Origin of the sequence: Nodosilinea sp. LEGE 07088 (genome assembly GCF_015207395.1) — a bacterium.
Classification (GTDB): domain Bacteria; phylum Cyanobacteriota; class Cyanobacteriia; order Phormidesmidales; family Phormidesmidaceae; genus Nodosilinea.
Genome location: NZ_JADEWX010000081.1, coordinates 1 through 25017, shown reverse-complemented (window position 1 = coordinate 25017; position 25017 = coordinate 1). Strand labels below are relative to the sequence as shown.

The 25017-nt window shown below is 54.2% G+C and carries 19 protein-coding genes and 1 tRNA gene; 9 read left to right on the top strand and 11 right to left on the bottom strand.

The annotated features are described in order from the left end of the window. Together IQ254_RS17530 and IQ254_RS17525 are read left to right on the top strand one after the other, a co-directional pair. A partial coding sequence (locus IQ254_RS17530; RefSeq protein WP_193967453.1) for a cobaltochelatase subunit CobN occupies positions 1–1526 on the top strand: 1526 nt, incomplete at its 5' end. 15 nt (positions 1527–1541) lie between these two features. After that, entirely contained in the window at positions 1542–1796 is a 255-nt protein-coding gene (locus IQ254_RS17525; protein ID WP_193967452.1) for a hypothetical protein, read from the top strand. Positions 1797–1813: 17 nt separating this feature from the next. Here the strand turns inward: IQ254_RS17525 and IQ254_RS17520 are convergent, their stop codons facing one another. Next, positions 1814–3019 (bottom strand): pyridoxal-dependent decarboxylase, encoded by a 1206-nt coding sequence (locus IQ254_RS17520; protein ID WP_193967451.1) that lies wholly within the window; start codon positions 3017–3019, stop codon positions 1814–1816. A gap of 191 nt (positions 3020–3210) precedes the next feature. Here IQ254_RS17520 and IQ254_RS17515 point away from each other — a divergent pair, with 191 nt between their 5' ends. Next, positions 3211–3450: an NblA/ycf18 family protein gene (locus IQ254_RS17515; protein WP_228040825.1), complete on the top strand. Its 240-nt coding sequence runs from the start codon at positions 3211–3213 to the stop codon at positions 3448–3450. Between the two features lie 160 nt (positions 3451–3610). On the opposite strand, the gene IQ254_RS17510 is transcribed toward IQ254_RS17515, so the two are convergent. From IQ254_RS17510 to IQ254_RS17495, 4 genes are all read right to left on the bottom strand, one after another. Beyond that, positions 3611–4681, bottom strand: coding sequence for an amidoligase family protein (locus IQ254_RS17510; protein ID WP_193967450.1), 1071 nt, complete (start codon positions 4679–4681; stop codon positions 3611–3613). A 14-nt stretch (positions 4682–4695) separates the two neighbouring features. Beyond that, positions 4696–5211: a hypothetical protein gene (locus tag IQ254_RS17505; protein WP_193967449.1), complete on the bottom strand. Its 516-nt coding sequence runs from the start codon at positions 5209–5211 to the stop codon at positions 4696–4698. 169 nt (positions 5212–5380) lie between these two features. Then, positions 5381–6145 (bottom strand): hypothetical protein, encoded by a 765-nt coding sequence (locus IQ254_RS17500; RefSeq protein WP_193967448.1) that lies wholly within the window; start codon positions 6143–6145, stop codon positions 5381–5383. Further along, entirely contained in the window at positions 6145–8880 is a 2736-nt protein-coding gene (locus IQ254_RS17495) for an efflux RND transporter permease subunit (RefSeq protein WP_193967447.1), read from the bottom strand. Before IQ254_RS17495 ends, IQ254_RS17500 begins: the two co-directional genes overlap by 1 nt. Positions 8881–9026: 146 nt before the next feature. Here IQ254_RS17495 and IQ254_RS17490 point away from each other — a divergent pair, with 146 nt between their 5' ends. Beyond that, positions 9027–10700, top strand: coding sequence for a cyclic peptide export ABC transporter (locus IQ254_RS17490; protein WP_193967446.1), 1674 nt, complete (start codon positions 9027–9029; stop codon positions 10698–10700). A 264-nt stretch (positions 10701–10964) separates the two neighbouring features. Here the strand turns inward: IQ254_RS17490 and IQ254_RS17485 are convergent, their stop codons facing one another. Beyond that, positions 10965–11459 carry a hypothetical protein gene (locus IQ254_RS17485; protein ID WP_193967445.1) on the bottom strand — a complete coding sequence of 165 codons (495 nt, stop codon included), beginning with the start codon at positions 11457–11459 and terminating at the stop codon, positions 10965–10967. A 365-nt stretch (positions 11460–11824) separates the two neighbouring features. Then, positions 11825–12130, bottom strand: coding sequence for a hypothetical protein (locus IQ254_RS17480; protein ID WP_193967444.1), 306 nt, complete (start codon positions 12128–12130; stop codon positions 11825–11827). 574 nt (positions 12131–12704) lie between these two features. Here IQ254_RS17480 and fusA point away from each other — a divergent pair. Next, positions 12705–14795, top strand: a complete 2091-nt coding sequence (gene fusA / locus IQ254_RS17475; RefSeq protein ID WP_193967443.1) for an elongation factor G — start codon at positions 12705–12707, stop codon at positions 14793–14795. Positions 14796–15121: 326 nt separating this feature from the next. On the opposite strand, the gene IQ254_RS17470 is transcribed toward fusA, so the two are convergent. After that, positions 15122–16126, bottom strand: coding sequence for a protochlorophyllide reductase (locus IQ254_RS17470; protein WP_193967442.1), 1005 nt, complete (start codon positions 16124–16126; stop codon positions 15122–15124). Between the two features lie 151 nt (positions 16127–16277). Beyond that, positions 16278–17738 (bottom strand): phosphoglucomutase/phosphomannomutase family protein, encoded by a 1461-nt coding sequence (locus tag IQ254_RS17465; RefSeq protein ID WP_193967441.1) that lies wholly within the window; start codon positions 17736–17738, stop codon positions 16278–16280. A gap of 296 nt (positions 17739–18034) precedes the next feature. On the opposite strand from IQ254_RS17465, the gene IQ254_RS17460 reads away from it, so the two are divergent. Both IQ254_RS17460 and IQ254_RS17455 read left to right on the top strand, forming a co-directional pair. Further along, positions 18035–18108 (top strand) — tRNA-Pro (locus tag IQ254_RS17460). Continuing rightward, positions 18084–18422, top strand: a complete 339-nt coding sequence (locus IQ254_RS17455) for a UPF0175 family protein (protein ID WP_313887482.1) — start codon at positions 18084–18086, stop codon at positions 18420–18422. Before IQ254_RS17460 ends, IQ254_RS17455 begins: the two co-directional genes overlap by 25 nt. A 161-nt stretch (positions 18423–18583) precedes the next feature. Here the strand turns inward: IQ254_RS17455 and IQ254_RS17450 are convergent, their stop codons facing one another. Further along, a complete protein-coding gene (locus IQ254_RS17450; protein ID WP_193967440.1) occupies positions 18584–19756 on the bottom strand; it encodes a Fic family protein in 1173 nt (390 codons plus the stop codon). 571 nt (positions 19757–20327) lie between these two features. After that, complete coding sequence (locus IQ254_RS17445; protein WP_193967439.1) at positions 20328–20687, bottom strand: CU044_2847 family protein; 360 nt, start codon at positions 20685–20687, stop codon at positions 20328–20330. Between the two features lie 89 nt (positions 20688–20776). On the opposite strand from IQ254_RS17445, the gene IQ254_RS17440 reads away from it, so the two are divergent. Next, the gene (locus tag IQ254_RS17440; protein WP_193967438.1) at positions 20777–24661 is read left to right on the top strand and encodes a caspase family protein; all 3885 of its coding nucleotides are present in this window, start codon (positions 20777–20779) and stop codon (positions 24659–24661) included. Positions 24662–24731: 70 nt separating this feature from the next. Further along, a partial coding sequence (locus IQ254_RS17435; RefSeq protein ID WP_193967437.1) for a transposase occupies positions 24732–25017 on the top strand: 286 nt, incomplete at its 3' end.

Genomic DNA, 25017 nt, shown 5'->3' with positions numbered 1-25017 from the left:
CTCCTCACCCTCTCACCCCCTCACCCATCCACTTCTCCCCATGCCGCATCGTCGGCGATGTAGTAGAAGCTCTAGAAGTCGAAGCCGCGCGGTTGATAGATGAGGTACTGCACACAACCACTGCCTCTCACCCTAGCCCTCTCCCCTTGGGAGATGAGCTCAGGGCAGAACTCCACTGGATACAGCACACCCTGCTGCCTGCCCTCACCCGCACCACCGACGAAATTGCCCACCTGCTCAAGGGCCTCGACGGAGGCTACGTGCCCAGCGGCCCAGCGGGAGCACCCACCCGCAATCGCCCCGATGTGCTGCCCACCGGACGCAACTTTTTCTCGGTGGATATTCGCGCCATCCCCACCGAGAGCGCCTGGGATGTGGGGCGGCGGGCGGCGGCAGTGCTAATCGAGCAGTACACCCAAGACCACGGCGACTATCCCCAAACCCTGGGCCTGTCGGTGTGGGGCACCTCAACCATGCGTACCGGCGGTGACGATATCGCCGAGGCCCTGGCCCTGCTGGGGGTGCGCCCGGTGTGGGATGGCCCCTCGCGGCGGGTGGTCGATTTTGAGGTGCTGCCCCTGTCGGCCCTGGGGCGACCCCGGGTGGATGTCACCCTGCGAATTTCGGGCTTTTTTCGCGATGCCTTTCCCAACCTGATCGACCTGTTTGACCAGGCGGTAACGGCAGTAGCCGATCTGGCAGAACCGCCCGACCAAAACCCGCTGGCGGCACGGGTCAAGCAGGAGAGCGCCCACTGGCAACAGCAGGGACTCACGGCTGACCAGGCCGAACTGCGATCGCGCTACCGCATCTTTGGCTCGAAGCCGGGGGCCTACGGGGCGGGGTTGCAGGGGCTGATCGAAGCCCAAAACTGGAGCACCGACGCCGACCTGGCCCGCGCCTACCTCAACTGGAGCGGCTATGCCTACGGTCGCCAGGCCCAGGGCCACGCCATGCCCGAAGCCTTTGAGCAGCGGCTGCGCCACCTGCAAGTCGTGCTCCACAACCAAGACAACCGCGAGCACGACCTACTCGACTCCGACGACTACTATCAGTTTCAGGGAGGCATGACGGTGGCGGCGAGAACCCTTCAGGGCCAGCAGCCCGCTACCTACTTTGGCGACAACGCGGTGATCGCCAAACCCAAAGTGCGATCGCTGGAAGCCGAAATTGCTAAGGTCTACCGCTCGCGCGTGGTCAACCCCAAGTGGATTGAGGGAGTAATGCGCCACGGCTATAGGGGAGCGTTTGAAATGGCCGCCACCGTAGACTATCTGTTTGCCTACGATGCCACCGCCCGCTGCGTCGCCGACCACATGTATGAGGGGGTGGCCCGGGCCTATGTGCTCGACCCCCAGGTGCAGGCCTTTGTGCAAACGTCTAATCCCTGGGCGCTGCGAGATATGGCAGAGCGATTGCTGGAAGCCAACCAGCGGGGGCTATGGGCTGAAGCGGGTGAACACATGTTGGATGATCTGCGCCAGATTGCCAACCAGGCAGAGGGCGTGTTGGAATCGCTACAGTAGCGTAATTGAGCGTAATTGGGTTTCACCCTCCTCTGGTGTCGCTATCAAGCTCGGTTGCAAGCTGTCGCCGTCTGGCATGGGCAGATCAACTTGATAGGCGAAGTCCCCTGGCTCTCAAATGCCTTGGCCTATGGCTATGGGCCAGTAACCTGTGGCGGCTGCAATGGCCATAAACAGACTAAAGCGACTGTCGAGGATCTGAGTCTGAATCGTCCAGGTATGGTGAATATGCGCGGGCTATTGCTGATGGCTGGACTGCATCCCCCCTAGGGGGCAGAGCAGTTTTTCTAAGCGCTAATCACCCGCTGAATGTGAGCCCAAATAGCGTCAATATCTGCCATCGGGTTGGCCATCACCGATCGCAGCCACATTTCATCCTGCAAGACACAGGTGGATAGCATCCCGGTTGGTAACGCTGCGAAAATATCGTCTGCGGTCTGTTGCTGCGATCGAAATACGGTAATTCCTGTTGTCGGCATAGCCCAAAGGGTGAGGCTGTCTTCGGCCTGGATGTTGTTGGCCAACTGCTGGGCCATGGCCATGGTGCGGTCAATGCGATCGACCAGGCCGGTTTTGCCCCAGGCCAGCAGCGTCGCCAGCAGCGGAATTGCAGCGGCCCCCCGTGACCCCTGCACCCCAATATTGGGGCTGGCTAAGTAGCCGCCGCTGAAGCTGATGGCCCCATTGGCTGCCGCCACATCGCGAAATAAAACCAGGGCCGATTCCTTCGGCTGAAATAACCACTTATGGCCTGAAATCGACACCGAATCAGCTGCTTCAATGCCGTTGAGCAGGTGGGTGTAGGTAGGACTAAAGCGCAGCGGGCCAGCCCAGGCCGCATCCACATGGGTCCACGCGGCCTGCCCCACCAAGGCGAGAGAATCAATCACACCAGTGGCGGTGGTTCCTGCCGTAAGTACCAGACAGGCATGGGTTAGATCGCCCAGTTGCACAGGGTCGAGCTGACCTGATGGCGTGACTGGAATAGCAACAAACTCTAGACCGAGCAGTCGCGCCGCCTTTTTGATGCTCAAATGGGCCACCTCTGAGGCCACGATTTTTTTGACCCCTCGGGCATCCCGCGCCGCCCATAGCGCAGTCAAGTTTGCCAGGGTTGACCCCGAGCAGAGGTGCCCCCCGCTCATACCAAAGAAGGGTATGAGCCAATCGATCACCAGGCGCTCTGCCTCGGTGGCAAAGGGGGATGTGGCCGCGTGCAATAGGTTCTGGTTCAGACTGGCATTCCAGAGGGCCATGGCCCAGGTAATCCAAGGCGTGGGGGGATCCATGTGGGCGATCGCCGTGGGGTCATCTAAGTGGGCCGCTTTGCCAAAGACATGGGGGGCGAGCTGTGCGAGGGTGGCGTTCTCGCCCATACCGTTCTCTGGTAGGGCCTGGGGTAATGCTGACCAGGCCACGGGGCTTTGCCGCAATAATGCGATCGCCTGTTCTAGGCCGGCATCGGGTAAAAAGCTGCTGTCGGGGATGCTCATAGGGTGCAAGCGAGGTAATAGCTAATGGCAGGAGCCCAGAGGTTGACCCCTGACTGGTTGACCCCTGACTATAGGAGATCCTAACCCGTTCAAATCGCTCATCCTCAAGACACAAGCATGCGTTATTAGCATAAACAATATAAATTTGCAATTGCCGTAAACAAATGTTAAATTAATATTTGTAATAAGTCATGATGGGGTTTCAAGTTTATATGGATATCCGTCAGCAACTTTCCCTCGAACAACAGTTTGAATTACAGGTCTTCGAGCAGCAAGTTGAGCAACTATCTCGCGAAGATGCTCAGACCCTGCTGGTTAGACTAAAGGCATCGATGCTGTTTCAGACCACGTCCTTTCGCGAGATTCTTAAAGAGACGTGGGGCATCGGCAAAGAGGTTGACCTCACCGACTCACTCCTCTCTGAGGGCTAAGGTCTCTGCAGCCGATGAGTGCGAACGACTCGACGCTGCATCTAACCGTCGAGTGGTTCGCGGCTTACTGTGTAGGTTATTGGAGTCCTTGCCAAACTCTCCCGAGCGGTTCCGAGTCGCGGGGCCAGCGGCGTCCTAGAGCATTCTGCGATAGTGGAGATCACCTACTCAATGCATTGAGCTCAGAAAGCAAAGCGTTAACGCCATCTAGATTAGCGGGCCAGGGCTCGTGAGGCAGCACGGGCTGGGGCGCGATCGCTCGCCTGACCACGCCTGCCATCACCTCGATCGCCTCCATCAGCGGCGGCAGTTCTAGATAAACCGGCAAAATGCGAATCTCAAAGGTGTGTTTGTGACGCGGCGCATAGACCAGGTTTTTGAGATTAAAGTCGCAGTACTTGGTCAGCGGGATAGTCTTGAGTCGTTCACGAGCCTGCTCCCACGGTAAAGCTTCCCAATCGGGGTCTTGCACCAGGGCAAGCAGATCTAAGGGCCATTGCCCCAGACGTTGACAACGAGAGTTGGTACCCATCCACCATTTCAGGGTAGGGCCGTAGGTCCACAGCAGGTTGACCAGGTTGCGAATGGCTGGGGCCGAGCAAAGGGGTGGGCCATCGAAGTGCAGGTGGGTAGCTCCCTCCGTCGGGGCAAAAAAGTTGAGCTGGCGGGCTAGGTCTAGATAGCGACCTAGCTGAGGTAGCTGCTCGGCGGTAAGGGGCGGGGTAATTAATTCGCAGGGGCGCTCCCGCTCTCCTGGCAGGGGGGCGGCAACGGCGATCGGTGGGCCGAGGTCGTCGGTCAGTTTCACCATCCCCTCTGGCCCCTGGTCTAGCTCCAGACCCAGGGTTTGGGCCACGGGCTGCAACACTTCGGTCAAGGGCAGGTTGGCATCGGTGAGGCGGCCGACAATCTGCATCAGCCGAATGTCGTCGCCGACAATGCGATACCAACCGGGCTGGGCTGGGCAGGTGCGATCGCAGTCGGCCTGGAGGGTCAAATCATCGACACACCAGGCGATCGCCTGGTGCTGGGCATCTCGGGCCTCAAACCCGAGGGTGAGGTTTTCTAAAACAGGCGTGCCAGGGATCTGGCTGGGTTCCGACTGGGGATAGAATATGCGGCTGACGCTACCCTCGCTGGCCAAGGCGATCGCCTCTGCCAGCGCCTGACGGCTCGACCCCCGAGGGGCCATCAGCTCAATCTCAAGGCCAACTTTGCCGGGTAACATCATGGTGCCGTCGGGGGCTAGGGCTGGGCCAACTGCAGCGCGGTTGCAATCTCGTCGGCATTACCCATGATCAGGTTGCTCTCAATCCGCAGCTTGGCATCATAGGGGCTGGCATCGCCCCAAAACTCGGCCAGCATAACGGCATCGTCATAGCTGTAGCTGCTGTCACGGTAGAACTCCAATTCATCAGCTGTTGCGATCGCATCTAGGCGGGCATCGAGCAAAAACTGCTCTAAAATGGCAACATCGGCAGGCCCCCACAGCAGCTTGCGACCCATGCGAGCTTTGGTCTCCTCAAGACTGGCCCCCCAGTAGTCGGCCAGTACAGCGGCATCCCAATAGGTGTATTCACTGCTAAAAAAGGCGTCGAGTTCTTGCTGAGACGACTTTTCATGGTTTTTAACCAACGCCGCTGCCGAGTTTGAGGCCCCAGGGGCTGAGCTGGCAGATTCCTGGGCGGAGGCCAGACTGGTGGTGAGCGTAGCTGCGATCGCCAGCATGAGCGAAAGATGGAGTGTTTTAGAGTATTTCATCGAAATTACGGGATTTAGGTAGTTTCATCATAGGCTGGCAGCCATCAGCCGCTGTGATCTGACAACGAGTAGTTACAAAACCTGGTTCAAGGCTGCCAAGCCTGCTAATTTTACCGTTCCACGGCCTTGCAAGCGATCAACATTGGTTGCTGCGGCGGCGCCACCCAAGCTACCCAGACGCTGGGCCAAAAAGAGCAAGCGTGAACTGCTCTAGGGCGTTGAGTCCTTGGAGAGAGCCGCTAATAAAATTTAAGGCTGCCATGGGGCGTTTTAGAAAGCTGCGGGCAAGGGTACCAGCGCGAAGGCTGCCATCTGGCCCGATCGCACCCGAAATATCTGGCAAATCGTGGCTACAGTCATCGCTAATCACCCGCAGAATGGCGACTTTGGCCTGGGGCATGGCCTCCAGCAGCACGGCACTTTCCATATCGACCACGTCGGCCTGGTAGCGATCGCCCAGCCGCCGCTTTTCGGCCACCGTGGTGATGATGCGATCGCACATCACCCCCGTCCCAATAGGGATCTTCAGGCGTTGGGCTAGGGATTCAGTGAGGGTGCGATCGCACTGAGCTAGGCGATCCCCCCTACCCCCTTTAAAGAGGGGCTGAGTCTGACTCAAAGTCTCTCCTTTTAACGAGGATTTAGGGCGATCGCTAGATTCAGTGGGTAATTCCCCAGCGGCATTCAACACCTGCTCCAGCAGGATGGCGTCGCCGACCCGATGCCGAGGCGCAAGACTACCGCCCAGGCCGATGAGCAAAATTTCCTGGTCTGCAAAGCGAGCCCGATCTTCCCAGCTCTGCAAACAGGCCCGAAACGCCGTTGGCCCCGCTGGCACTGGAATTACCGGAGGAGCCGATCGCACGCCTTTGAGACCCCGCATCACCGCCTGATGTTCAGCCCCGGCGGGCACCAAAATCACCTGAATCGCCATCAGGCCGACCGCCTCGTCAGCCGTTGCCAGCCATCTTCGAGCAGGGTGTAGAGCACGGGCACCACCACCAGACTCAACAGGGTCGAAGTCAACAAGCCGCCAATGATGGCCACCGCCATGGGCTGCCGCAGCTCGGCCCCGGCCCCCAGGCCGATGGCGATTGGCACCATGCCCAGCACCGTCGAAGCCGTGGTCATGAGAATGGGCCGCAGTCGCACCTGGCCCGTTTTCATAATCGCGTCGTAGCGCTTGAGCCCGGCGTGGCGCAGCTGGTTGATGTAATCCATCAAGAGCAGGGCATTTTTGTCGAGCAGGCCCAGCAAAAACAGCAGCCCCAGCAGCGAAACCACGCCAAAATCGCTGCGGGTAATCCACAGGGCCAGCATGGCACCCACGATCGAGAGCGGCAGCGACAGACCCACCACCGCTGGTTCGAGCAACCGCCCAAAGGGAATCATCAGCACAATCAGCATGCAGATCACCGCCAGCACTAGGGTTTGGCTAAAACTATCCAGCACCTCACCCGCCCGCGCCGAGTCGCCACCCAGGTCAATGCGAATGCCGGCTGGAATGACCGATTCAGCCCTGTCCACCACCTCAGCGGTGGCGTCGCCCAGGGCTTTGCCGTCGCTCAGGTTAGCGCTGATGACGGCGATTCGCGCGCCATTCTGGCGGTTGATTTCGACGATGTCATCGGCGGTGTTCTGGTCTCCCGAAATGCGCACATCGGCGAAACCAGGCAGGGCTTCCACCTCAGCCTGAATGGCGGTGGCGGCGGTTTGCAATGCCACCAAATCGTCGCCCACCAGGCCAATCTGGAGCGGTTTTTCGCCCCCCGTATCGACAAACTGAATCGCTTCGACGCTGGTTTCAATCCCCTCCTGTTCGGGCAAATCTTGCCGCAGCTGGGCCTGCACGGCGGCGGTGTCGCGATCGCGATCGGCCCGCAGCTTGATGTACAGACTGCCCTCGTTGGGTCGCCCCCGCCCGCCCACGGTGGTCAACACCGACTCCACTTCGGGCAGAGCAAACACGGTGTCTTCTAGCGCATTGACCTGCTGGAGGGTTTGCTGCAAGAGCTGCGATCGCGCAAGCGCTGACTTGTCAGTTTGCAGGTCTCCGGCTATGGGTGGCGCGGTCGCAGCGGTGGGCACCCCCTGCGGAAGCTGGGAGAGTTCCGGGCGCTGCGGCAGGGGCGCAGTATAGTTCAGCAAAAACTCGCCCCGATCGAGCTGGGGAATAAACCCCTTGGGAATCAGGGGAATGATGGCAATACCTGCGATCAGGCTGGCGATCGCCAAGCCCACCACCAGCCAGCGATGGTGCATCGCCCAGGCGAGAATTTGGCTGTAGCCTCGCTCTAGCCAAGATTCGGGAACGGTTTCAGCTTGGCTGGGGGCTTCGGAGGCCGATCGGTCTAGCGGCGACGAATTGGGGTCGGCAGGTTTAGCCCGCAGCCAGTACACCGCCAGCACTGGAGTCAGGGTGCGCGCCACCAGCAGTGAGGTTAGCACCGCCGCAGAAACGGTCAGCCCAAAGGGTTTAAAGAATTGCCCCACATTGCCACCCATAAACGCTACAGGCAGAAATACAGCCACAATGGTCAGGGTCGAGGCGGATACCGTCAGGCCAATTTCGTCGGTCGCCAGCAGGGCCGCCTGGCGGGGTGAGGCACCTTCATCCATGTGGCGAATGATGTTTTCAATCTCGACGATCGCATCGTCCACAATGATGCCAATCACGATCGCCAGAGCCAATAGCGTAATGGTTTCGAGGTTGAAACCAAAGACCGCCATCACAATCGCCGTGCCCAGCAGCGACAGCGGAATCGCTAGCGCCGTTATCAGCGTCGCCCGCCAGCTGCGCAAAAAGACCATAATCACCAGCACCGCCAGCACGATCGCCCCCATCAGCGCATCGATGGTCGCCTGGGTAGCCGAGCGAATGAAGTCGGCCTGGGTTTCCGCCAGGGTGATCTGCACCTGGGGTTGCTCAGCCCGCATGCGCTCGACAGCAGCTTCAACGCGATCGACCACATCCAGGGTGTTGGCCGCGCCCTGTTTCACTACCTGCACCGCCAACGCCGCTTCCCCATTGAAGCGAATCAGGGTGGGGGGATTCTGCAAGTCTGCCCGAAAGCTGCCGCCGCCAGTTGCGGCGGCTCGAATACCGGTACCGCGCAAATCGACCCGTAGCACGTCGGGAATGTCGCGGAGCGGCGGCAATATTTCAGCCTCCACCACATCGGCTAGCTCGTCCAGCGATAGCGCCTCACTGGCCAGGGCATAGCTAATGGCCGTCGCCTCGTTGAGGTTGAGGGGGATAATATCGTAGTCAAACCCCGCCGCCAGGTTGGTTTGGGCAATGGCCCGCTCGACCTCAGCCGTCGTCTCCCCCAGGTCGGCATTGACAGCAAAACTCAGCCGCAGAATGGCTTGTCCGGCAGTGGTAGTGGAGTTGAGTTTGGTCAACCCGGCTAGGGGCTGAAGCTGTTCTTCTAAGGGAACCGTGAGCTGAGCTTCGGTTTCCAGCGCCGTTTCAACCGGGGCAGTAGCATTGACCAGCACCACCGGAAACGTAATGTCGGGAAACAAGGCATACTTCAGAGAGCTAAACGCAAACAACCCCGCCACCCCAATCACAATCCAGCAGCACACCGTCAGCCAAGAATATTGAATGGCTAAGCGAGAGACATTCAACCGTTCGCGCAGTTGGCTGAGGTCGGGGCGAGGCATCAATTTAGTCGGCGAGTAGAAACGCAGTCATCATAACTTGTTCAATAGACTAATCAGCCAAGAGCCATGCCAATGCCAGTGCCTGTCATCCCTAGCGCCAGCGCGGCTAAGAGCGCCCTGATGCACACCCGATTGGCGGAACAGTCATGAGCTTACTGTTGTTTCTCTGGCAGACCTCGGGGCCGATTTTGTTGATCGCCCTGGCGACGGGCCTGGTGAGCGGCGGCTGTAGCGCCGGGCTGATCGCGCTGATCAGCTACGCCATCGCCCAGGAGTCTGCCGGGGCCGTGGTGGCGGTGGCCTTTGTGGGGTTGGGTGCGATCGCCCTGCTGCTGGCGATGGTGTCCCGCGTTTTGCTGGTGCGGTTTTCCCAGGCGGCGGTGTTTGAGCTGCAACTCCAGCTCTGTCGCCAGATTCTCGCTGCCGAGCTGAAGTCGTTAGAAACCCTAGGGTTGCCCAGCCTGCTAGTGATTCTGACCGACGACATTCAGGCGATCGCCGCCGCCGCCAGCATTCTGCCCGTGCTGATGATCAACATCGCCGGTACCGTAGGCTGCATGGTCTACGTGGCGTGGCTGTCGTGGCAGGTGTTGGCCCTGGTGCTGCTGATAACCCTGGTAGCCTCGTTGAGTTGTCGCTGGTTCTTAGGGGCGGGGCGGCGAGGTCTGGCTGCCGCGCGCGAACAGCAAGATCGGCTGTTTCAGCATTTCCGCAGTCTGATTGAGGGCATCAAAGAACTCAAGCTGCACTACTTGGGCCGCCAAGATTTCTTTGAGCTGGATCTGCAACCCACCGCCCGTCAGGTCAAGCAATACAACCAGCAGGGGCTGAGCCTGTTTGCCATTCTCGATAGCTGGGGCAAGTTCATCTACTTTTTTGCGGTGGGCTTGGTGCTGTTTGCCCTGCCCAACTGGGTTGGCATTAGCCCCAATACGCGGGTGGCCTACGTGCTCACCTTTACCTACCTGCTGGGGCCAATGGAAAACCTGGTGAATAAGCTGCCGCTGCTGGGCCAGGCCAGCGTGGCCCTCGACAAGCTTGCCGCCCTGGGGCTGACGATCAATCAGCCCGTTGCGGCTCTCGCGCCGCCGCCCGTTCAACCCTGGCAGCGGCTAGAGCTCAAGGGGGTGACCCACACCTATCGGGGGGATGGCACCGAATTTACCCTGGGGCCGGTGAATCTGACCGTGCAGCCCGGTGAGCTGATTTTTATCATTGGCGGCAACGGCAGCGGCAAATCGACTCTGGCAAAGGTGATCACGGGGCTCTATCGGCCTCAGTCTGGGGCCATTTGGCTCGACCAGCAGCCGATCGATGAGGCCAATCAGGAGTGGTATCGCCAGCATTTTTCGGCGGTGTTCGCCGATTTTTACCTGTTTGAGCGGCTGCTGGGGTTCAGCGACGACCAGGACGATTGCCTCTGGCACGGCTGCGCCGATCGCAAAGCCGAGGATTATCTGCAAAAGCTGCAATTAAGCCATAAGGTACATCTTGAGCACGGCAGGTTTTCGACGGTGGATCTCTCCCAAGGCCAGCGCAAACGCCTGACGCTACTCAGCGCCTATATGGAAAATCGCCCCATCTACCTATTTGACGAATGGGCGGCGGATCAAGACCCGGCGTTTAAGCACATTTTCTACACTCAGCTTCTCCCTGACCTAAAGGCCCAGGGGAAGACGGTGTTTGTGATCAGCCACGACGATCACTATTTTCATATGGGCGATCGCATCCTCAAGCTCGACTACGGCCAGGTCGAGTTTGATCAGAGCCCTAGCTCTGCGAAGCTGGGGTATATGCAGTCGGACGGTGTGGTGGAGTAGGGATTGTGAGAACGCCTAGGGCTGGCTGGGTTAAGGTGCGATCGCGGCTCTGGGGTAGACGGCAACGGCTCGCCAGTGGGTGCCCTCGGGGTACTGCAAAAGTTTAGTATGACGATCAAACCCGCGAATTCAGTTGATACCCCGACGAGCGATTCCAGGCCCTAGTACCGAAAGGCAGAACGGGAATTCCAGGTCTCATAAGGGTTGCCGCGTGAGTAACCAGCTGGGTTATTGCCGCCTCAGAGTACTAGTCAACGGCAAACCTTAACATCCCGCATCGCCAACAGCCTCGACTGTAACCTCTTGTTCGCCACTGGTGACAGTAATCGTGCCTTCGACGCCATTGACTTCAGGGTCCGGGCCTGCGCTAGTAATAGCGGCTTCTACCTCAGCCGTGACCGCACCATCCAGGCTTGCAAATGTCTGCTGACTGAACTGGCCATAAAACTCGTCGCCCTCGCCTGCGACGCGCTTAAACTTAACGATGCTGCCGTCAATTTTCATGCGCATGGTGTCCACAGCGTCACCATCCTGACCCGCGATGCCATTAAACAGATATACGCCGCCATCGCGGGGGTCACCGTCGGTGGGCCAGAGCGTCATACCGCAGCCTGCCAGCTCAATCTCATCAAAGGTAAAGGTGCCAATTTCTAAGGCTGGCCCCGGTTCCGGTGCGGGTGGAGTAGTAGCTTCGGGGCTAGGGCTGTTGCAGGCCACCAGACCAAGAGTGCAGAGGGCAAGGGGCAAAAGGTACTTCATTAGGGAGCAAAGGAGATACGCATGTTGGGTAGGCTGGTCTTGGCTGAGCCAGCAACCCGATACCAGCCTACCGGCGGAATTGCCAGATCCACGACTAGGTGGGCCACATTTAAAATCGAATACGGTATCGTCAGCCAAAATGTACGCCCCGCAACCGTCGCGACTGAGTAAACGCGACTGAGTAAACGCAAGGCCTGCGATCGCCACTATGGGCACCGCAAAAAAGCCAGCATGGGCCACAACATGCCAGCAATCTTACCAACGAGAGACTTTATACCCTCATTTTCGTTTAATTCTACCCGGCGCCCTGTCCTCCCGGGCCAGCCGATACGCCTGCTTAGGCTTCTCAACGCGCTGCAAACCGGCTAGGGCACCGACGCCTTAGCCACCGTCGCCTCAGACCCCACCGGGCGAATGATGAGTGTATTAAACAGACTAATATCGGTGCCCTCTGGCACTGACAGATCAAACGCGCCGCTGGTCGCGGGCAGGGTTCCCAGAGCGATGGGGCGCTTGGCCATGTTGCCTCTGATCGTGAGATACGCCTCTAGAGCGTCGCCCTCGGCAGCCGTCACAAAATCTTTAAACGACAGCGTAATGCTGCTGCCCACAATGGCGGCCCCCACGTAACCGCTAGCGGTGTGGCTGTCTGTACCGGTAACGCTGCCCATGGCCCAAGCTCCCTTAGGAACACTACATCGGCACTATTGTAAGAAGAATTGGATATCAAGAAGAACTAGTACCGAAAGGCAGAAGTAAGAAGGCAGAAGGCAGAACGAGAACCCCAGGTCTCATAAGGGTTTCCGCGTGAGTAAACAGCTGGGTTATGGCCGCCTCAGAGTACTAGCCAGTTTCCAGCCAGGCCGAACGGTTTGCGGCTAGCTACCCCTTGGGCAGACCCATTGGGGCAGTCAAACAGCTGAGGCCAAAGGCTTAACCTGTCTGTGGGCAGCTTCTCTACTGTGGGCGAACGATGTGTTTTTGACGCACATTCCAGCCCCGATGCCCGCTATGCTGGAAGCAAGAACTTAAGTATATAGACGGCCCCCTGTCACGGATGCGTCCGGGGGTTTTACAATAGTTCATAATTAGGTGTTGTTGCCGCAGCCTCAGCTCAGACTCCCCGTCATGGTCTCATGATAGAGTTTTCTGTTGTCAAGGCTACCAAGACAACCTAGATCCCGCTTGAGTTACCCATGAAGATGGTCACCAGCGGCCCATCGCACAGAATCCGGAGAAGCAGTTATGGCTAAAGACATCACCCGTTATCGCAATATTGGTATCTTCGCCCACGTAGACGCAGGCAAGACTACCACCACCGAGCGCATTCTCGCCCTCACCGGCCGCATTCACAAAATGGGTGAGGTGCACGATGGTGCTGCCACCACCGACTTTATGGCGCAAGAGCAAGAACGGGGGATCACGATTCAGTCGGCGGCCACCACCTGCTTCTGGAAAGAGCACCAGCTCAACATCATCGACACCCCGGGCCACGTTGACTTCACCATTGAGGTGTATCGCTCGCTTAAGGTGCTCGACGGCGGCATTGGGGTGTTTTGTGGCTCAGGCGGGGTTGAACCCCAGTCTGAAACCAACTGGCGCTACGCCAACGACTCCAAGGTGTCTCGCGTTATCTACGTCAACAAGCTCGATCGCATTGGGGCCGACTACTATCGTGTCATCAAGCAGGTTGAAAGCGTGCTGGCGGCGACCCCGCTGGTGATGGTGCTGCCCATCGGCACCGAAAACGACTTTGTGGGCGTCGTCGATCTGCTCACCCGCAAAGCCTGGGTATGGGATGAGTCGGGCCTGCCCGAAAACTACACCATCCAAGATGTCCCCGAGGACATGAAAGATCAGGTCGAAGAGTACCGCGAGGCCATGGTTGAGCTGGCCGTCGAGCAAGACGAAACCATCCTCGAAAAATACCTCGAAGGCGAAGAGGTCACCCTTGACGAGATCAAGGAGTGCATTCGCAAGGGCACCCGCGAGCTGGCCTTCTTCCCCACCTACTGCGGCTCCTCCTTTAAGAACAAAGGGGTACAGCTGGTGCTGGATGCGGTGGTTGACTACCTGCCCAACCCTCTGGAAGTGCCGCCTCAGCCCGAGATTGACCTAGAGGGCCACCCCACCGGCAAAGTGGCCTACGCCGATGCCGACAAGCCCCTACGGGCCCTGGCGTTCAAGATTATGGACGATCGCTTTGGGGCGCTCACTTTCACCCGCCTGTACTCGGGTCAGGTGAAGAAGGGCGATACCATTCTCGATACTTTTACCGGCAAAACTGAGCGGGTGAGCCGCCTGGTCGAAATGCACGCCAACGATCGCGAAGAGGTCGAGTCGGCCCAGGCTGGCGATATCGTCGCCCTGATCGGTATGAAGAACGTGCAAACCGGCCACACCCTCTGTGACCCCAAAGACCCCGCCACCCTAGAACCCATGGTCTTCCCCGACCCGGTGATCTCCATTGCGGTGTCGCCGAAGAAAAAGGGCGACAACGAGAAAATGGGGATGGCGATTAGCAAAATGGTGTCCGAGGATCCCTCTTTCCAGGTGGAGACCGACGAAGAGAGCGGGGAAGTTATTCTCAAGGGCATGGGCGAGCTGCACCTCGACATCAAGGTCGATATTCTCAAGCGCACCCACGGCGTTGAAGTCGAAGTGGGCAAACCCCAGGTGGCCTACCGCGAGTCGATCACCAAGCGTTTGGTCGACAGCTACACCCACAAGAAGCAGTCCGGCGGTTCGGGTCAGTATGGCAAGATCGACTACGTGATCGAGCCCGGCGAAACCGGCACCGGCTTCCAGTTTGAGTCGGCGGTGACCGGCGGCAACGTGCCCCGTGAGTTTTGGCCTGCGGTGCAAAAGGGCTTTGAAACCAGCGTCGATCGGGGCCCTCTGGCGGGCTACCCGGTGGTAGACCTGAAGGTGACGCTCACCGACGGCGCCTACCACGCGGTAGACTCATCGGCGATCGCCTTCGAGATTGCCGCCCGCGCTGCCTACCGTCAATCGCTGCCCAAGGCTGGCCCCCAGCTGCTCGAGCCGATTATGAAGGTTGACGTGTTCACCCCCGACGACTACATGGGCGACGTAATCGGCGACCTCAACCGTCGTCGGGGCATGATTAAATCCCAAGACCCCGGCGCAACTGGGGTGCGGGTCAAGGCCGATGTGCCCCTGAGCGAAATGTTTGGCTACATTGGCGACCTGCGCACCATGACCTCGGGCCGGGGCCAGTTCTCCATGGAGTTTTCCCACTACGCCCCCTGCCCCAGCAATGTAGCTGAGGAAGTGATTAAGGAAGCCAAGGAACGGCAAGCGGCAGCCAAGTAGATTTCCCGTAGGGGCACAGCATGCTGTGCCCCTACAGAAGATTCTTCGGATAGTAGAACGCCCTGATCAACGACTGACCAGGGCGTTTTTTTAGGCTTAGGTTCCGTCTTGGGCGAGGTAGGGGTGAGTTAATTCTGAACCCGATTAACTCTTCTCACTCGTGAGAGTGATGTGTGAGACGAAATCCGATTGGGGAAACCCCGATTCATAATCAGGAACCTCGTAGGGGCATAGCATGCTATGCCCCTACGAACCGGGGGTATTCAGGCAGGATTTGGTGTAAGACGACCCACCCCGCCCAGGAAGGGACTGCATGTAGAGATCATCTACACCGAACTAGCGGTGGCGGGCACAGACTGAGCCATTTCGTCATCGAGCCCCACCAGACGGGCGCTCAGTTCCCACAGCTTGCGGGCTTTGGCATCGTCCTGGGCCTCATTCGAGACTTCCTGGGCGAAGAAGCGGCGACCGGGCTTTTGGCGGTTGCCCCAGCTCCAGTACATACCCGACTCCTTGAGTTCAGGATCGGTTACCGTGTCGGCCACTCGCTCTCCGGCCAGCTTTTGGGTGACGTAGCCGCCGGTAATGTTCTTCTGGAACCAGGGGAAGATGGTCTGAAACGCCTTAAAGTGGTTGCGGAACAGGGGCGTATCGGCCACACAACCAGGGTACAGCGAGCTAAAGGTAATGCCGGTTTCGTCGTGGTAGCGGCGATGTAGCTCGCGCATGGTGAGCACGTTACACAGCTTGCTGTCTTTGTAGGCTTTGCCCGATTTGAACTTTTTGCCGTTGATCATCGAGATTGGCGCTTTGAACCCGGCCTCAAAGCCCTCTAGATTGCCCAGGTCAGGCGGTGCAGGGATGGGGATTTTGCCGCCCAGCTCCTTGGGGTTGGCGGTGACGGTGCCTAGAATAATCAGGCGCTTGTCGGCTGCCGGGGAAGCCTTGAGGTCTTCCATCAGGAGGTTGCATAGCAAAAAGTGGCCCAGGTGATTGGTCGCTACGCTGATTTCGTAGCCGTCTTCACTGTATATCGGTTCTTTGAGCAGAGGATAGTAGACGGCAGCGTTGCCCACAAATGCGTCTAGACTGCGCCCCGTGGCCCGAAAGTCACTGACAAACTGGCGCACGCTGGCCAAAGAGCCCAGATCGAGGCGAATCATGCTGTAGCTGCCGCTGGGCATGCCAATTTCGTCGGCAACCTGCTTGGTTTTATCTAAATTGCGGCAGGCCATGACGACATGCCAACCGCGATCGGCCAACGCTTTGGCGGCATTAAGCCCTACCCCAGAGGAGGCCCCGGTCACAATGACTGTTTTCTGCTGTTCCATGGCAATCTCAAGACTGAAAAATCGTTGCTAATTTCCCAGTGTTAAGGATTACACCAGTGCCAAGACAATGTCTTAATGTTTTTTGAGGTGTTGTTACATGGGCTTATAGGATTAGCCCTGGCGGTGGGTTTAGGTTACGGATAGGCGAACCCTATCCAAACGCACTGGCCCAATCCTTGGCCCAGTGCAGGTGCTTGTGAACCTCATCTAGGGTTTTGGCCTCGCTGTAGAGGCGCAGCACCGGCTCAGTGCCGCTAAAGCGAATCAGTAGCCAGCTGTCGTCGGCCAGGGTGAGTTTGTAACCGTCAATATCGAGCATATCCTTAACGGCTTTACCGGCCACCTCTGTGGGGGGAGCCTGGGCGAGAGAGGCGAGCAGCTTGGCCTGCACTTCCATACTGGCCAGGGGCAGATCGATGCGGTCGTATTCAGAAAAGTAGTCGGTTTTTTCTTGCAGGCTGCGGTAGTAGTCGCTCAGGTCGAGACCGGAGGCAACGACGGCCTCTAGCACATAGAGCGCCGACATCAACGCGTCGCGCTCGGGAATGTGGTGACCGTAGCCAATACCGCCCGACTCCTCGCCACCCAGCAGTACTTTGGCCGCCTGCATGCGATCGGCAATGTACTTATAGCCCACGGGGGTTTGATAGAGCTCTAGTCCGTGCATCTGAGCGATCGCCGGAATCAGGTTAGAGCCGCTGATGGTTTTAACGATTTCGCCGCTGTAGCCCCGCCGCGACTTGAGGTGATCAATCAGAATGGGAATGAGAATTTGAGAACTGAGAAAATTGCCGTTGCCGTCAACGGCAGCAATGCGATCGCTGTCGCCATCAAACACTAGCCCCACCTTGACCCCCGAGGTTGTGTAGTCCTTCACGGTCTCTAGCATTTCGCCCAGGTACTTGGGCAGGGGCTCGGGGGGGTTGCCGCCAAACAGCGGGTCGGCGTTGCTGTGCAGCTCATGGATACTGCCTTCTCCCAGCAGGCGGGGTAGCCCACCGCTGGCTGAGCCGTACATGACATCGGCAAACACCGTCAGCTTACCGCTAGAGATCGCCCGTTGAATGGCCGCTATATCTACCCCAGCCTGGAGGGCAGCGCAGTAGTCGGGCCAGGGGTCGAAGGTTTCGATGGTGCCGCGATCGCCAATGGGGGCAGGGGGAGTAGGCAATAGCGCTTCGACCTGCTGGGTCACCTCAGGAGACACTGAACCGCCGAAAGCGCCCTTGATCTTGAGCCCCGAGTAAGCGGGTGGGTTGTGGCTAGCGGTAATGACGACCGCGCCCAGCAGCCCGCGATGCTTAGCGACATAGCTAAAGGCGGGGGTGGGAGCATAGTCTTGGGAGAGCAGTACGTTAAACCCCTGGTTGGCAATGGCCTCTGCTGCCGTGCGGGCAAACTCAGCCGATAGAAAGCGGCGATCGTAGCCCATGGCCACAGTGCGGCTGCCGGTCTCGGCCCCAAAGCAGTGGTTAAGCACATGGGCCGCCACCGCCGCCACCTGCGCGACGCGCTCGAAGGTGAAGTCAGCGGCAATGATGCCGCGCCATCCATCTGTACCAAACTTGATGGGCTTGGGGCGAGCTGGAATCGGGGCAGAGGAAGCTACCATAACATAGTCCAAACGATAGGTTTAGGGCGAGAGAGCGGAATTTTCTCTGAGTTTACTTGCTTACTCTAACGGCGTCACGACCCCAGCCGCCGCACCACAGACAATTTACCCAACCTCTATCTGCGCTGAAAGTTTTTGAAAAAATATCAGATTATCCTGGCGTGGACATCACAGTTGTCAATCAGCAAGCTATGTCGCTCTGGGCTTGCCCTTTCTAGAGTAGCCAGGTAGGCTTTCATCGGGTGATCTAAGCTAGCAGCTCGGGGTTCTCGTGTTAACCTGGTTGAATAAAAAGACGGGATGTAGCGCAGCTTGGTAGCGCACTTCGTTCGGGACGAAGGGGCCGTGGGTTCGAATCCCGCCATCCCGATTGTTTATAAAGCGGGTCTTATGGACTACGCATCCTCGGGTACAGAAACAATTACGCTCGAAGTCTCGCAGGATATGCTGGCTGCGCTGAAGATGGGAGCAACCGATTTGGGGGAGCGGATTCGGTTGCTGGCTGCTATTTCATTTTTTCAGGAGAAGCAGCTCTCTTTGGGTAAAGCCGCTGAGCTGGCGGGCTTAAATCGCCTGACGTTTATGGATCTTCTAACTCAACGGGGCATTGTGGTCTTTGACTACGATGAGTCTGCCCTTGCGACGGATCTGGCTGGCATCGCTGAATTAGTAGACCGTGACTAACATTATCTGCAATACCACGCCCCTGATTGCGTTTGCCAGAATTGGTTGGTCCCTTTGAGAGCTCAATTCCTTCGCTAAAGGGCTTTGGCAGGAATTACACTCAAGTACAATTTGCTTCTCTAGAATTATACTTTTAAGGCTTTAAGTATAATTTGAATGCTTTACTCACCGACAATCCTCAAGATCTCTGGAGCGATGAAGACACGGTTGTAGGAAGCCTCATCAATTTGGATCAGGATGCTTGCTTCGACCAGCTTTTCCACGTTGAGTTGAGCTGATCGGTAGGTAACGTCCAAAATTTTCTCGGCTTGAGGAATAGTGATCACCGGAGACTCAAATAGGCTATCGGCAAGGCGAGGGAGCAGGGCCGAGGCACGGGCTTGCGTTAAGCGATCGCGCCATTCTATCTGTAGATCTTGGAGTCGTTTGGCACGAATGAGAGCATCCCTGGATTGTTCAGTAACGCCACGCAGGAAGAATGAGAGCCATTCAGACCAGTTGCCTGACTTACTAACCTCTAGCATCAGGTCATAGTATTCGCGGCGATTGCGTTCAAAGAAGACGCTGAGATACAGCAGGGGGATGGGGAGCAAGTTCCAGTTCAGGAGTAGGAGGGAAATGAGCAACCGTCCGATACGGCCATTGCCGTCAGAAAAGGGATGGATGCTCTCAAACTGGTAGTGAATCAACCCAATGCGGATGAGGGGCGGAAAGTCACATTCTCCGTTGATGTAGTCCTCAAAGGCGTTGAGGCATTCGTTCATCTCTGGCACGGGTGGGGGCACAAACCGAGCATCTTGAATGAGGGTACTGGATGAGCCGATCCAGTTTTGGGTCTGCCGAAACTGACCAGGGGCGCGATTTTCGCCGCGTACTCCGTCTAATAGCTGCTCATGGAGTTCACAGAAGAAGCGCTTGCAGATCGGTAAGGTTGCTAATCGCTCAACGCCGTACTCCAGGGCGTTGACGTAGTTCAGCACTTCTTGCAGGTCTGCTTCTGGTGGCTGGGGGCTGATGCCAGGAAGCGAAAGTTGCCCAGTTTCGTAGGCATACAGGTTGGCGATTTCGGTTTGGGTGCCTTCGATTTTGGAAGACAGTACAGCTTCTCGGCGAATGAAGGGGCGGATCAGCAGGTTGGGGTTGGGCATGGTGCGGCCTAAGCCTGCCAGCTCACCCAAGGCGCGATCGGCTTCGGAGAGGGCACGCCAGATAGAGTTGTCGAGTTGGGTAGCCGGGGGCAATGGATTGGGGACAAAGGCATAGCAGGGGGGATCGCCTTGCTCGATGAGTAGCAGATTGCCCGCAGGACTGTTTTCAAAGTCTTCTCGGTTCATGGCTGCTTACAGCTCACCTTTAAAAGCTTTGTCAAGGATGGCGGGTAAAAGCGCTTCTATTTTTTGTGTTGGGCGATCGCTTGCGAGTGCCATTGTTGCTCTGGCTCCCCTGCGTGGTGTTGTGGGCGAAGATTAGCTTTGCTCAGTTTATCGCGATCGACTAATGCAGGGCGATCAACGGTTTGTCTTTATCATTCCTACGCTTTGCGTAGAATGCCCACGATAGCGCTCCTGCGCCCCATATTAAGGAGACGCTGGAGCATCCAGGGAGGCTGTGTCAACGCTTGAGTGTTGGCATAATATAAAAGTTTTCAAATCTAGCTAACTCGCCCGGCCTGCACGGAATTGAGCAGTTGTATGAAGCCTGTCACTATATCTAGACCTGCTCTCACTAGCCGACTTGGGTGAAGCGTGAGCAAGACTATGCCTGGATCATAGGGTACGATAACAGTTATTCATAGTACATGTTACCTACGGAGATGAATATAGCTCAAAATTTAGAAGGCTGGTAATTCAAGGATTCCAGTCTCTTAGGGTTTGCTTAGCTTCATAACGTTTTAGCATGACTCTTCTATTTGTCTCTAAATTTACATTTAACCTCAATTTCAAAGGCCCCTTCTGCAGAACCTTCAGCAAGTATAGGTAATCCAGTTTTGCCTGCAATCTTTATGTGAAATCTCAGCGTCATTTCTTCAACATCCGCAAATGCAACGTTTCTGAAAGCACCAATAGAGTACCGAGCGTAAGCTTGGAGAGTTTCATGAATATCCTTAAGCTTGACTTTGACTTCATTGCTGATGCCATATGTTTCATACTCATCATCCTCACCAACCGAGGCCTGAGGAAGTGCAATCGCTTCGGTGGATTCAACAAAAATAGTGTACTCATTACCATCATCATCTTGCAGAATGAGACGTTCGACTTCAGACATGACTCTGCTCTGTAGCTCTTGCTAGATTTATTCGCTATCTTAGTTGATAAGCTCGAATTTACTGTTTTTCCTGATTAAGTCTTAAGCTTATGGCTCGATACGCTCTCATAATCGGTATCTCAGAATACGACGACCCTCACCTAAAAAAATTGAGTAAGCCTGAGAAGGATGCAGAAACAATAGCAACCCTGTTTGAGAATTATGGGAATTGTGAGCAGGTCACGGTCTTAAAGGGAAGAGTTACAACCTATGAGCTAGGGGAAGCCCTACAGACCTTATTGCTTAAACAAGCTATAAATAATGAGGTTAGAATTTATTTCACAGGGCATGGCATCACAGTTAAGGAGGCACTAGGAGCGTCTCAGGGCTTCTTGGCTACGTCTGATTGTGAAGTAACCTTGAAAAATGGTCAACCTGTGGGGCAGCAAAGAGCAATTTCTTTCAGTAGCCTCAATGATCTTGTTAAACGCTCTCAACTCAGTAATCTTTTGATGCTGATTGATGCTTGCCATAGCGGAGATTTGATCGAACGAGAATTAGTAGAAAACGGCTTTTCGGAATTCAAAAATAAAAAAGATTATCATTTAATCACAGCATGTCGTAACTTTGAAGAAGCTAAAGCAAAACGAAGTGAGAAACATAGTGTTTTTACAGGAGCAGTACTTGAAGCTCTAAAGCCGGAAAAGGCTAATGAGCATGGTTGTATTACGGGAGATAGATTATTAGACCAATTACGAGAAGCATTAAGAGGCACAAGCCAGGAACCTATACGGTATGGCGCTGGACGCTCCTTAGAAATTATCCGTTTTCAGCAAAAGCCCTTCAACACAGCGAGTAGTCTAACGTCTTCACAATCATCTGACATAGAGGCAAAAAAGCTTTTTGATGATGGCAACTCTACATATATTGTTTTTGATGAAGATTTTTTGCGACAACAAGGAGAAAGACAAGAAGCATCAATATTGAAATTGAGAACAGCTACTTGGGCCTTGATCACGCAAGGCAACTATATTGATCGGGATCAACAAGATGATTTAATGGGTGCTGCAGAACAACTGAGAGATTTTAGAGGAATATCATTAATCTTACTTCGAGGTGAGCCAGGTTCAGGAAAAACAGCCTTGCAAAAGTGGATCGCTTATAAATTGTTGCAAGAGAAACATTTGATTCTAATAAAGCAGGAAGAGAACTCAAACTGGCTACAGATTTTGCGTGAGTTTTCAAAAAAAGTTAATGGGCAGCACTTTTATGTTGTCATTGATAATATTTTTCGCCATGAGTCAGTTTTAGAAGGACTAGAGCAATCCCCGCTTCCTTTTTCTTTCACACTAATTGGAACAACACGACCAAGTGAAGATTATCATGAAAATCTAATTGGATTAGGCTATCAAATCAAGTTAATTAATATCAAGCGCCCTAGCAAATCAGAAAAACGTCGGATCGTGTTCAAGGTTAGCCAAGATCCAGAAGTAAATGCTAGGCTAGCACGAATGTCATCAGCAGATAAAAGTATGTTGATGAACGCTCCATCAATGTTGGTTTTGATGCTTCAATTAACTGAGGGTAAGCCCTTCGAACAGGTCATTGCTGAAATAATTAAAAGTTTACCTAATAGCTCTCAATATCCTGCTTATCAAATATTTGGATTGATTTGTAGCTTTTACCAGCATGGGATTTCTGTCCCTTCTGAGCTTTTACTTCCTTGTCTAGATAAATCTAGTGAAGAAGCTGTTTATAGAGTGATTGATTCTATTGAAATCGGAGAATTATCGGGACTGGTTTGTAGGTCATATAAAAAAGAATCTTTCAATTTAGGAGTAATGCATGAACTAATTGCCCAAAAAGCCCTTGAACTTAGGTATAAGCCCCGACATGACGACAATCCTCCTTATTCTTATCCAGGTTTGTTTCAGCATTTTTGCAAAATAGTTGAGTTTCTTAATCCATATAATGAAAATCATCGGATTTGGCTATCCAATGCTCTTTTCTTGCTTGTTAAAAGAGATGCTGAGGCCGTCCGAAAGATTTTAACTAAGCATACGAAAAAGGTGACGGAGCTACAGAACAAAAACACGATAACTAATTGGCTGGTTTGGAAAAAGATCTATGAAGAACTTCACTGGTGTGACGAACAGCTAAGATGTCAGAACGAAATTTTAAGCGCTTTGCCTGTCAACTCTGCAGAAGGAACGTATTGGTTATCACTAGTAGAAAAGAATGGTGATTTTCGAAGAAAGCAAGAAGCCATGTCTGAAATACTAGGTTTGTTGAGGAGTCATCAGGAAAACCGCGACTTATACAGCAAGTACTTAGCTTTTGTTAGGAAACATGGGAGCTTTGAGCAACAGCAACAGGCCGTAGCTCTTACTGACCAGTGGTTACAGGATCACCCGTATGCTCTTGAGGTCTGTAAAACCTATTTTATTTTGTTAGATAAAATGGGAGAAAAAGATAAAGTATACCAACTGATAACTGACAAGATTGAGTGGATGTCCGGTTGGCTTCAAATTTATCCTGAAGATCAAAATATGCTGAAGCAATTCCGTACCTTGATAAGGGATCATGGTCTTCCAGAACAGCAGAATATATTAAAACAAAGACTCAAGAATCAAGTTACCGATTTATTTAATAAGAGTGAAGGCGATCGAGAGCTACTCATTAAATACCTTTCTCTGACAAAGAGAAGTGGAACTTTTGAGGAAATACAAAAAGCGATTCAAGAAACAGTTAGTTGGCTGGAGGATTATCCAGACGATTCTAATGTCCGAGTTTCAGGTTTAGTATTAATCAAAGAGCAAGGCACCGAAAAACAAAAGCAAGAAGCAATTGATAAAACTAGCGAATGGCTTTTAGAAAATCCAAATGCTGGGCAAGATGTTCTTCTCAAGTATCTTGACCTGATTGCTCAATCTGGAAGCAGTCAGCACAAAAAAGGTGCAATTGCTTTCTTGAAGAAATGGTTGCAAACACATCCTGAAGATTTGGCTGCCCGCAAAAATTATTTAAGATTTATTTTGAAAATCAATGTTTCTAATTCAGAAATTCAGGCTGTTGCAAATGAGCAATGGTCTTGGATGAAGATTCAAGGCCAAATAGATTTGGAGCTATGGTACACTTTCCTGACTATTCTCCAAATATGTGACGATTCAAGTTTTATCTCATCTGCTATCAAAAAGGCTTTAGAAGAACATCCTAAAGATAAGAAAATTAATTGTAAGATTTTCTCGCTTTTTGAACAATACTTAGATTTAGATACTTGTTTTAAGATAGCTAATTTTATCTATAAGAGCTACAAAAAACCAAGGACTTATCATTACAAGGATCTCGTTCGTGTTGCGAATTTCTTTTGTGAGTATGGCCAAACAGAAACTGCTAGAAGCATATATCAAAAACTTATTGCTTTGGTCGAACCAAAAATAAGTGTTGATAGCGATCAGCTTGAGTTTCAGAATTTATTGAAATATATTTATGTTTCATCGCATCTCGGATTTGCTCGTGCTTTACTAATGTCTGGATCTCCTAGAAAGATTGCAGATCGTTTATCTGTCGTACTTGAACTAGATCCTGGAAATTCAGATGCTTATTGGATTATTGCTAAATCTTATTGGAAGCGAGGCATCTCTTTTTATGGAGAGGCGGTAGAAAATTTTCAAAAGGCTATCAATATTAGTCAAGCTCATAAAGAATTATACTGGCATGAACTCGGCCGATTTTATTGTGATGCTCTTAATGAAAAAAATAAGGCTCGCGAGTGTTTTGAGAATTCTTTGATGCAAAAGATTAACATGGCATCTTGTATTTCATTGGTTGAGCTAGAGATAGAAGAAGGCAATTTTTTCAGGGCCAAAGAATTACTTAAAGAGGGCTTATCATTGAAAACTGTAACCCGTCGGGATCATGAGAGTCTTAACGGATTGAGGCATAAAATCCAAAAGTTAGAAAGCTTGGTCAAAAGTTCTAGTCAGGATACGTAAAGCGGAAAGCGAGACTGATCAGAATTTTGTGTAAGCGGTCTAGAATCCCAATAACTCAGGAGACCGCATCATGGTACGCAAGAAGAAAGAACCAAACCGCATCGATGACATGCTGGATGATCTCTTGGCGGACTGCCAGGGGCCCGAGGATATTCTGGGGGAGTCCGGCTTACTCAAACAGCTGAGTGCGCGCCTGGTTGAGCGTGCGCTAGCCGGAGAACTCAACCACCACCTGAGCCAGGCTGAGGCTGACGATGAGGCCAACTCAGCACGCCCTAATAGCCGCAACGGCTACTCGAAAAAGACGGTGCAATCAACCCAAGGCGAGCTAGAGTTGGCGATTCCGCGAGATCGCA

What these genes read in the sequence shown, in the direction of transcription:
- IQ254_RS17500 (WP_193967448.1), bottom strand. Translation starts at nt 6,145, where the DNA reads ATGGCGATTCAGGTGATTTTGGTGCCCGCCGGGGCTGAACATCAGGCG.
- IQ254_RS17505 (WP_193967449.1), bottom strand. Translation starts at nt 5,211, where the DNA reads ATGAAATACTCTAAAACACTCCATCTTTCGCTCATGCTGGCGATCGCA.
- IQ254_RS17520 (WP_193967451.1), bottom strand. Translation starts at nt 3,019, where the DNA reads ATGAGCATCCCCGACAGCAGCTTTTTACCCGATGCCGGCCTAGAACAG.
- IQ254_RS17445 (WP_193967439.1), bottom strand. Translation starts at nt 20,687, where the DNA reads ATGTCTGAAGTCGAACGTCTCATTCTGCAAGATGATGATGGTAATGAG.
- IQ254_RS17450 (WP_193967440.1), bottom strand. Translation starts at nt 19,756, where the DNA reads ATGAACCGAGAAGACTTTGAAAACAGTCCTGCGGGCAATCTGCTACTC.
- IQ254_RS17480 (WP_193967444.1), bottom strand. Translation starts at nt 12,130, where the DNA reads ATGGGCAGCGTTACCGGTACAGACAGCCACACCGCTAGCGGTTACGTG.
- IQ254_RS17515 (WP_228040825.1), top strand. Translation starts at nt 3,211, where the DNA reads ATGATGGGGTTTCAAGTTTATATGGATATCCGTCAGCAACTTTCCCTC.
- IQ254_RS17465 (WP_193967441.1), bottom strand. Translation starts at nt 17,738, where the DNA reads ATGGTAGCTTCCTCTGCCCCGATTCCAGCTCGCCCCAAGCCCATCAAG.
- IQ254_RS17470 (WP_193967442.1), bottom strand. Translation starts at nt 16,126, where the DNA reads ATGGAACAGCAGAAAACAGTCATTGTGACCGGGGCCTCCTCTGGGGTA.
- IQ254_RS17490 (WP_193967446.1), top strand. Translation starts at nt 9,027, where the DNA reads ATGAGCTTACTGTTGTTTCTCTGGCAGACCTCGGGGCCGATTTTGTTG.
- IQ254_RS17495 (WP_193967447.1), bottom strand. Translation starts at nt 8,880, where the DNA reads ATGCCTCGCCCCGACCTCAGCCAACTGCGCGAACGGTTGAATGTCTCT.
- fusA (WP_193967443.1), top strand. Translation starts at nt 12,705, where the DNA reads ATGGCTAAAGACATCACCCGTTATCGCAATATTGGTATCTTCGCCCAC.
- IQ254_RS17510 (WP_193967450.1), bottom strand. Translation starts at nt 4,681, where the DNA reads ATGATGTTACCCGGCAAAGTTGGCCTTGAGATTGAGCTGATGGCCCCT.
- IQ254_RS17440 (WP_193967438.1), top strand. Translation starts at nt 20,777, where the DNA reads ATGGCTCGATACGCTCTCATAATCGGTATCTCAGAATACGACGACCCT.
- IQ254_RS17485 (WP_193967445.1), bottom strand. Translation starts at nt 11,459, where the DNA reads ATGAAGTACCTTTTGCCCCTTGCCCTCTGCACTCTTGGTCTGGTGGCC.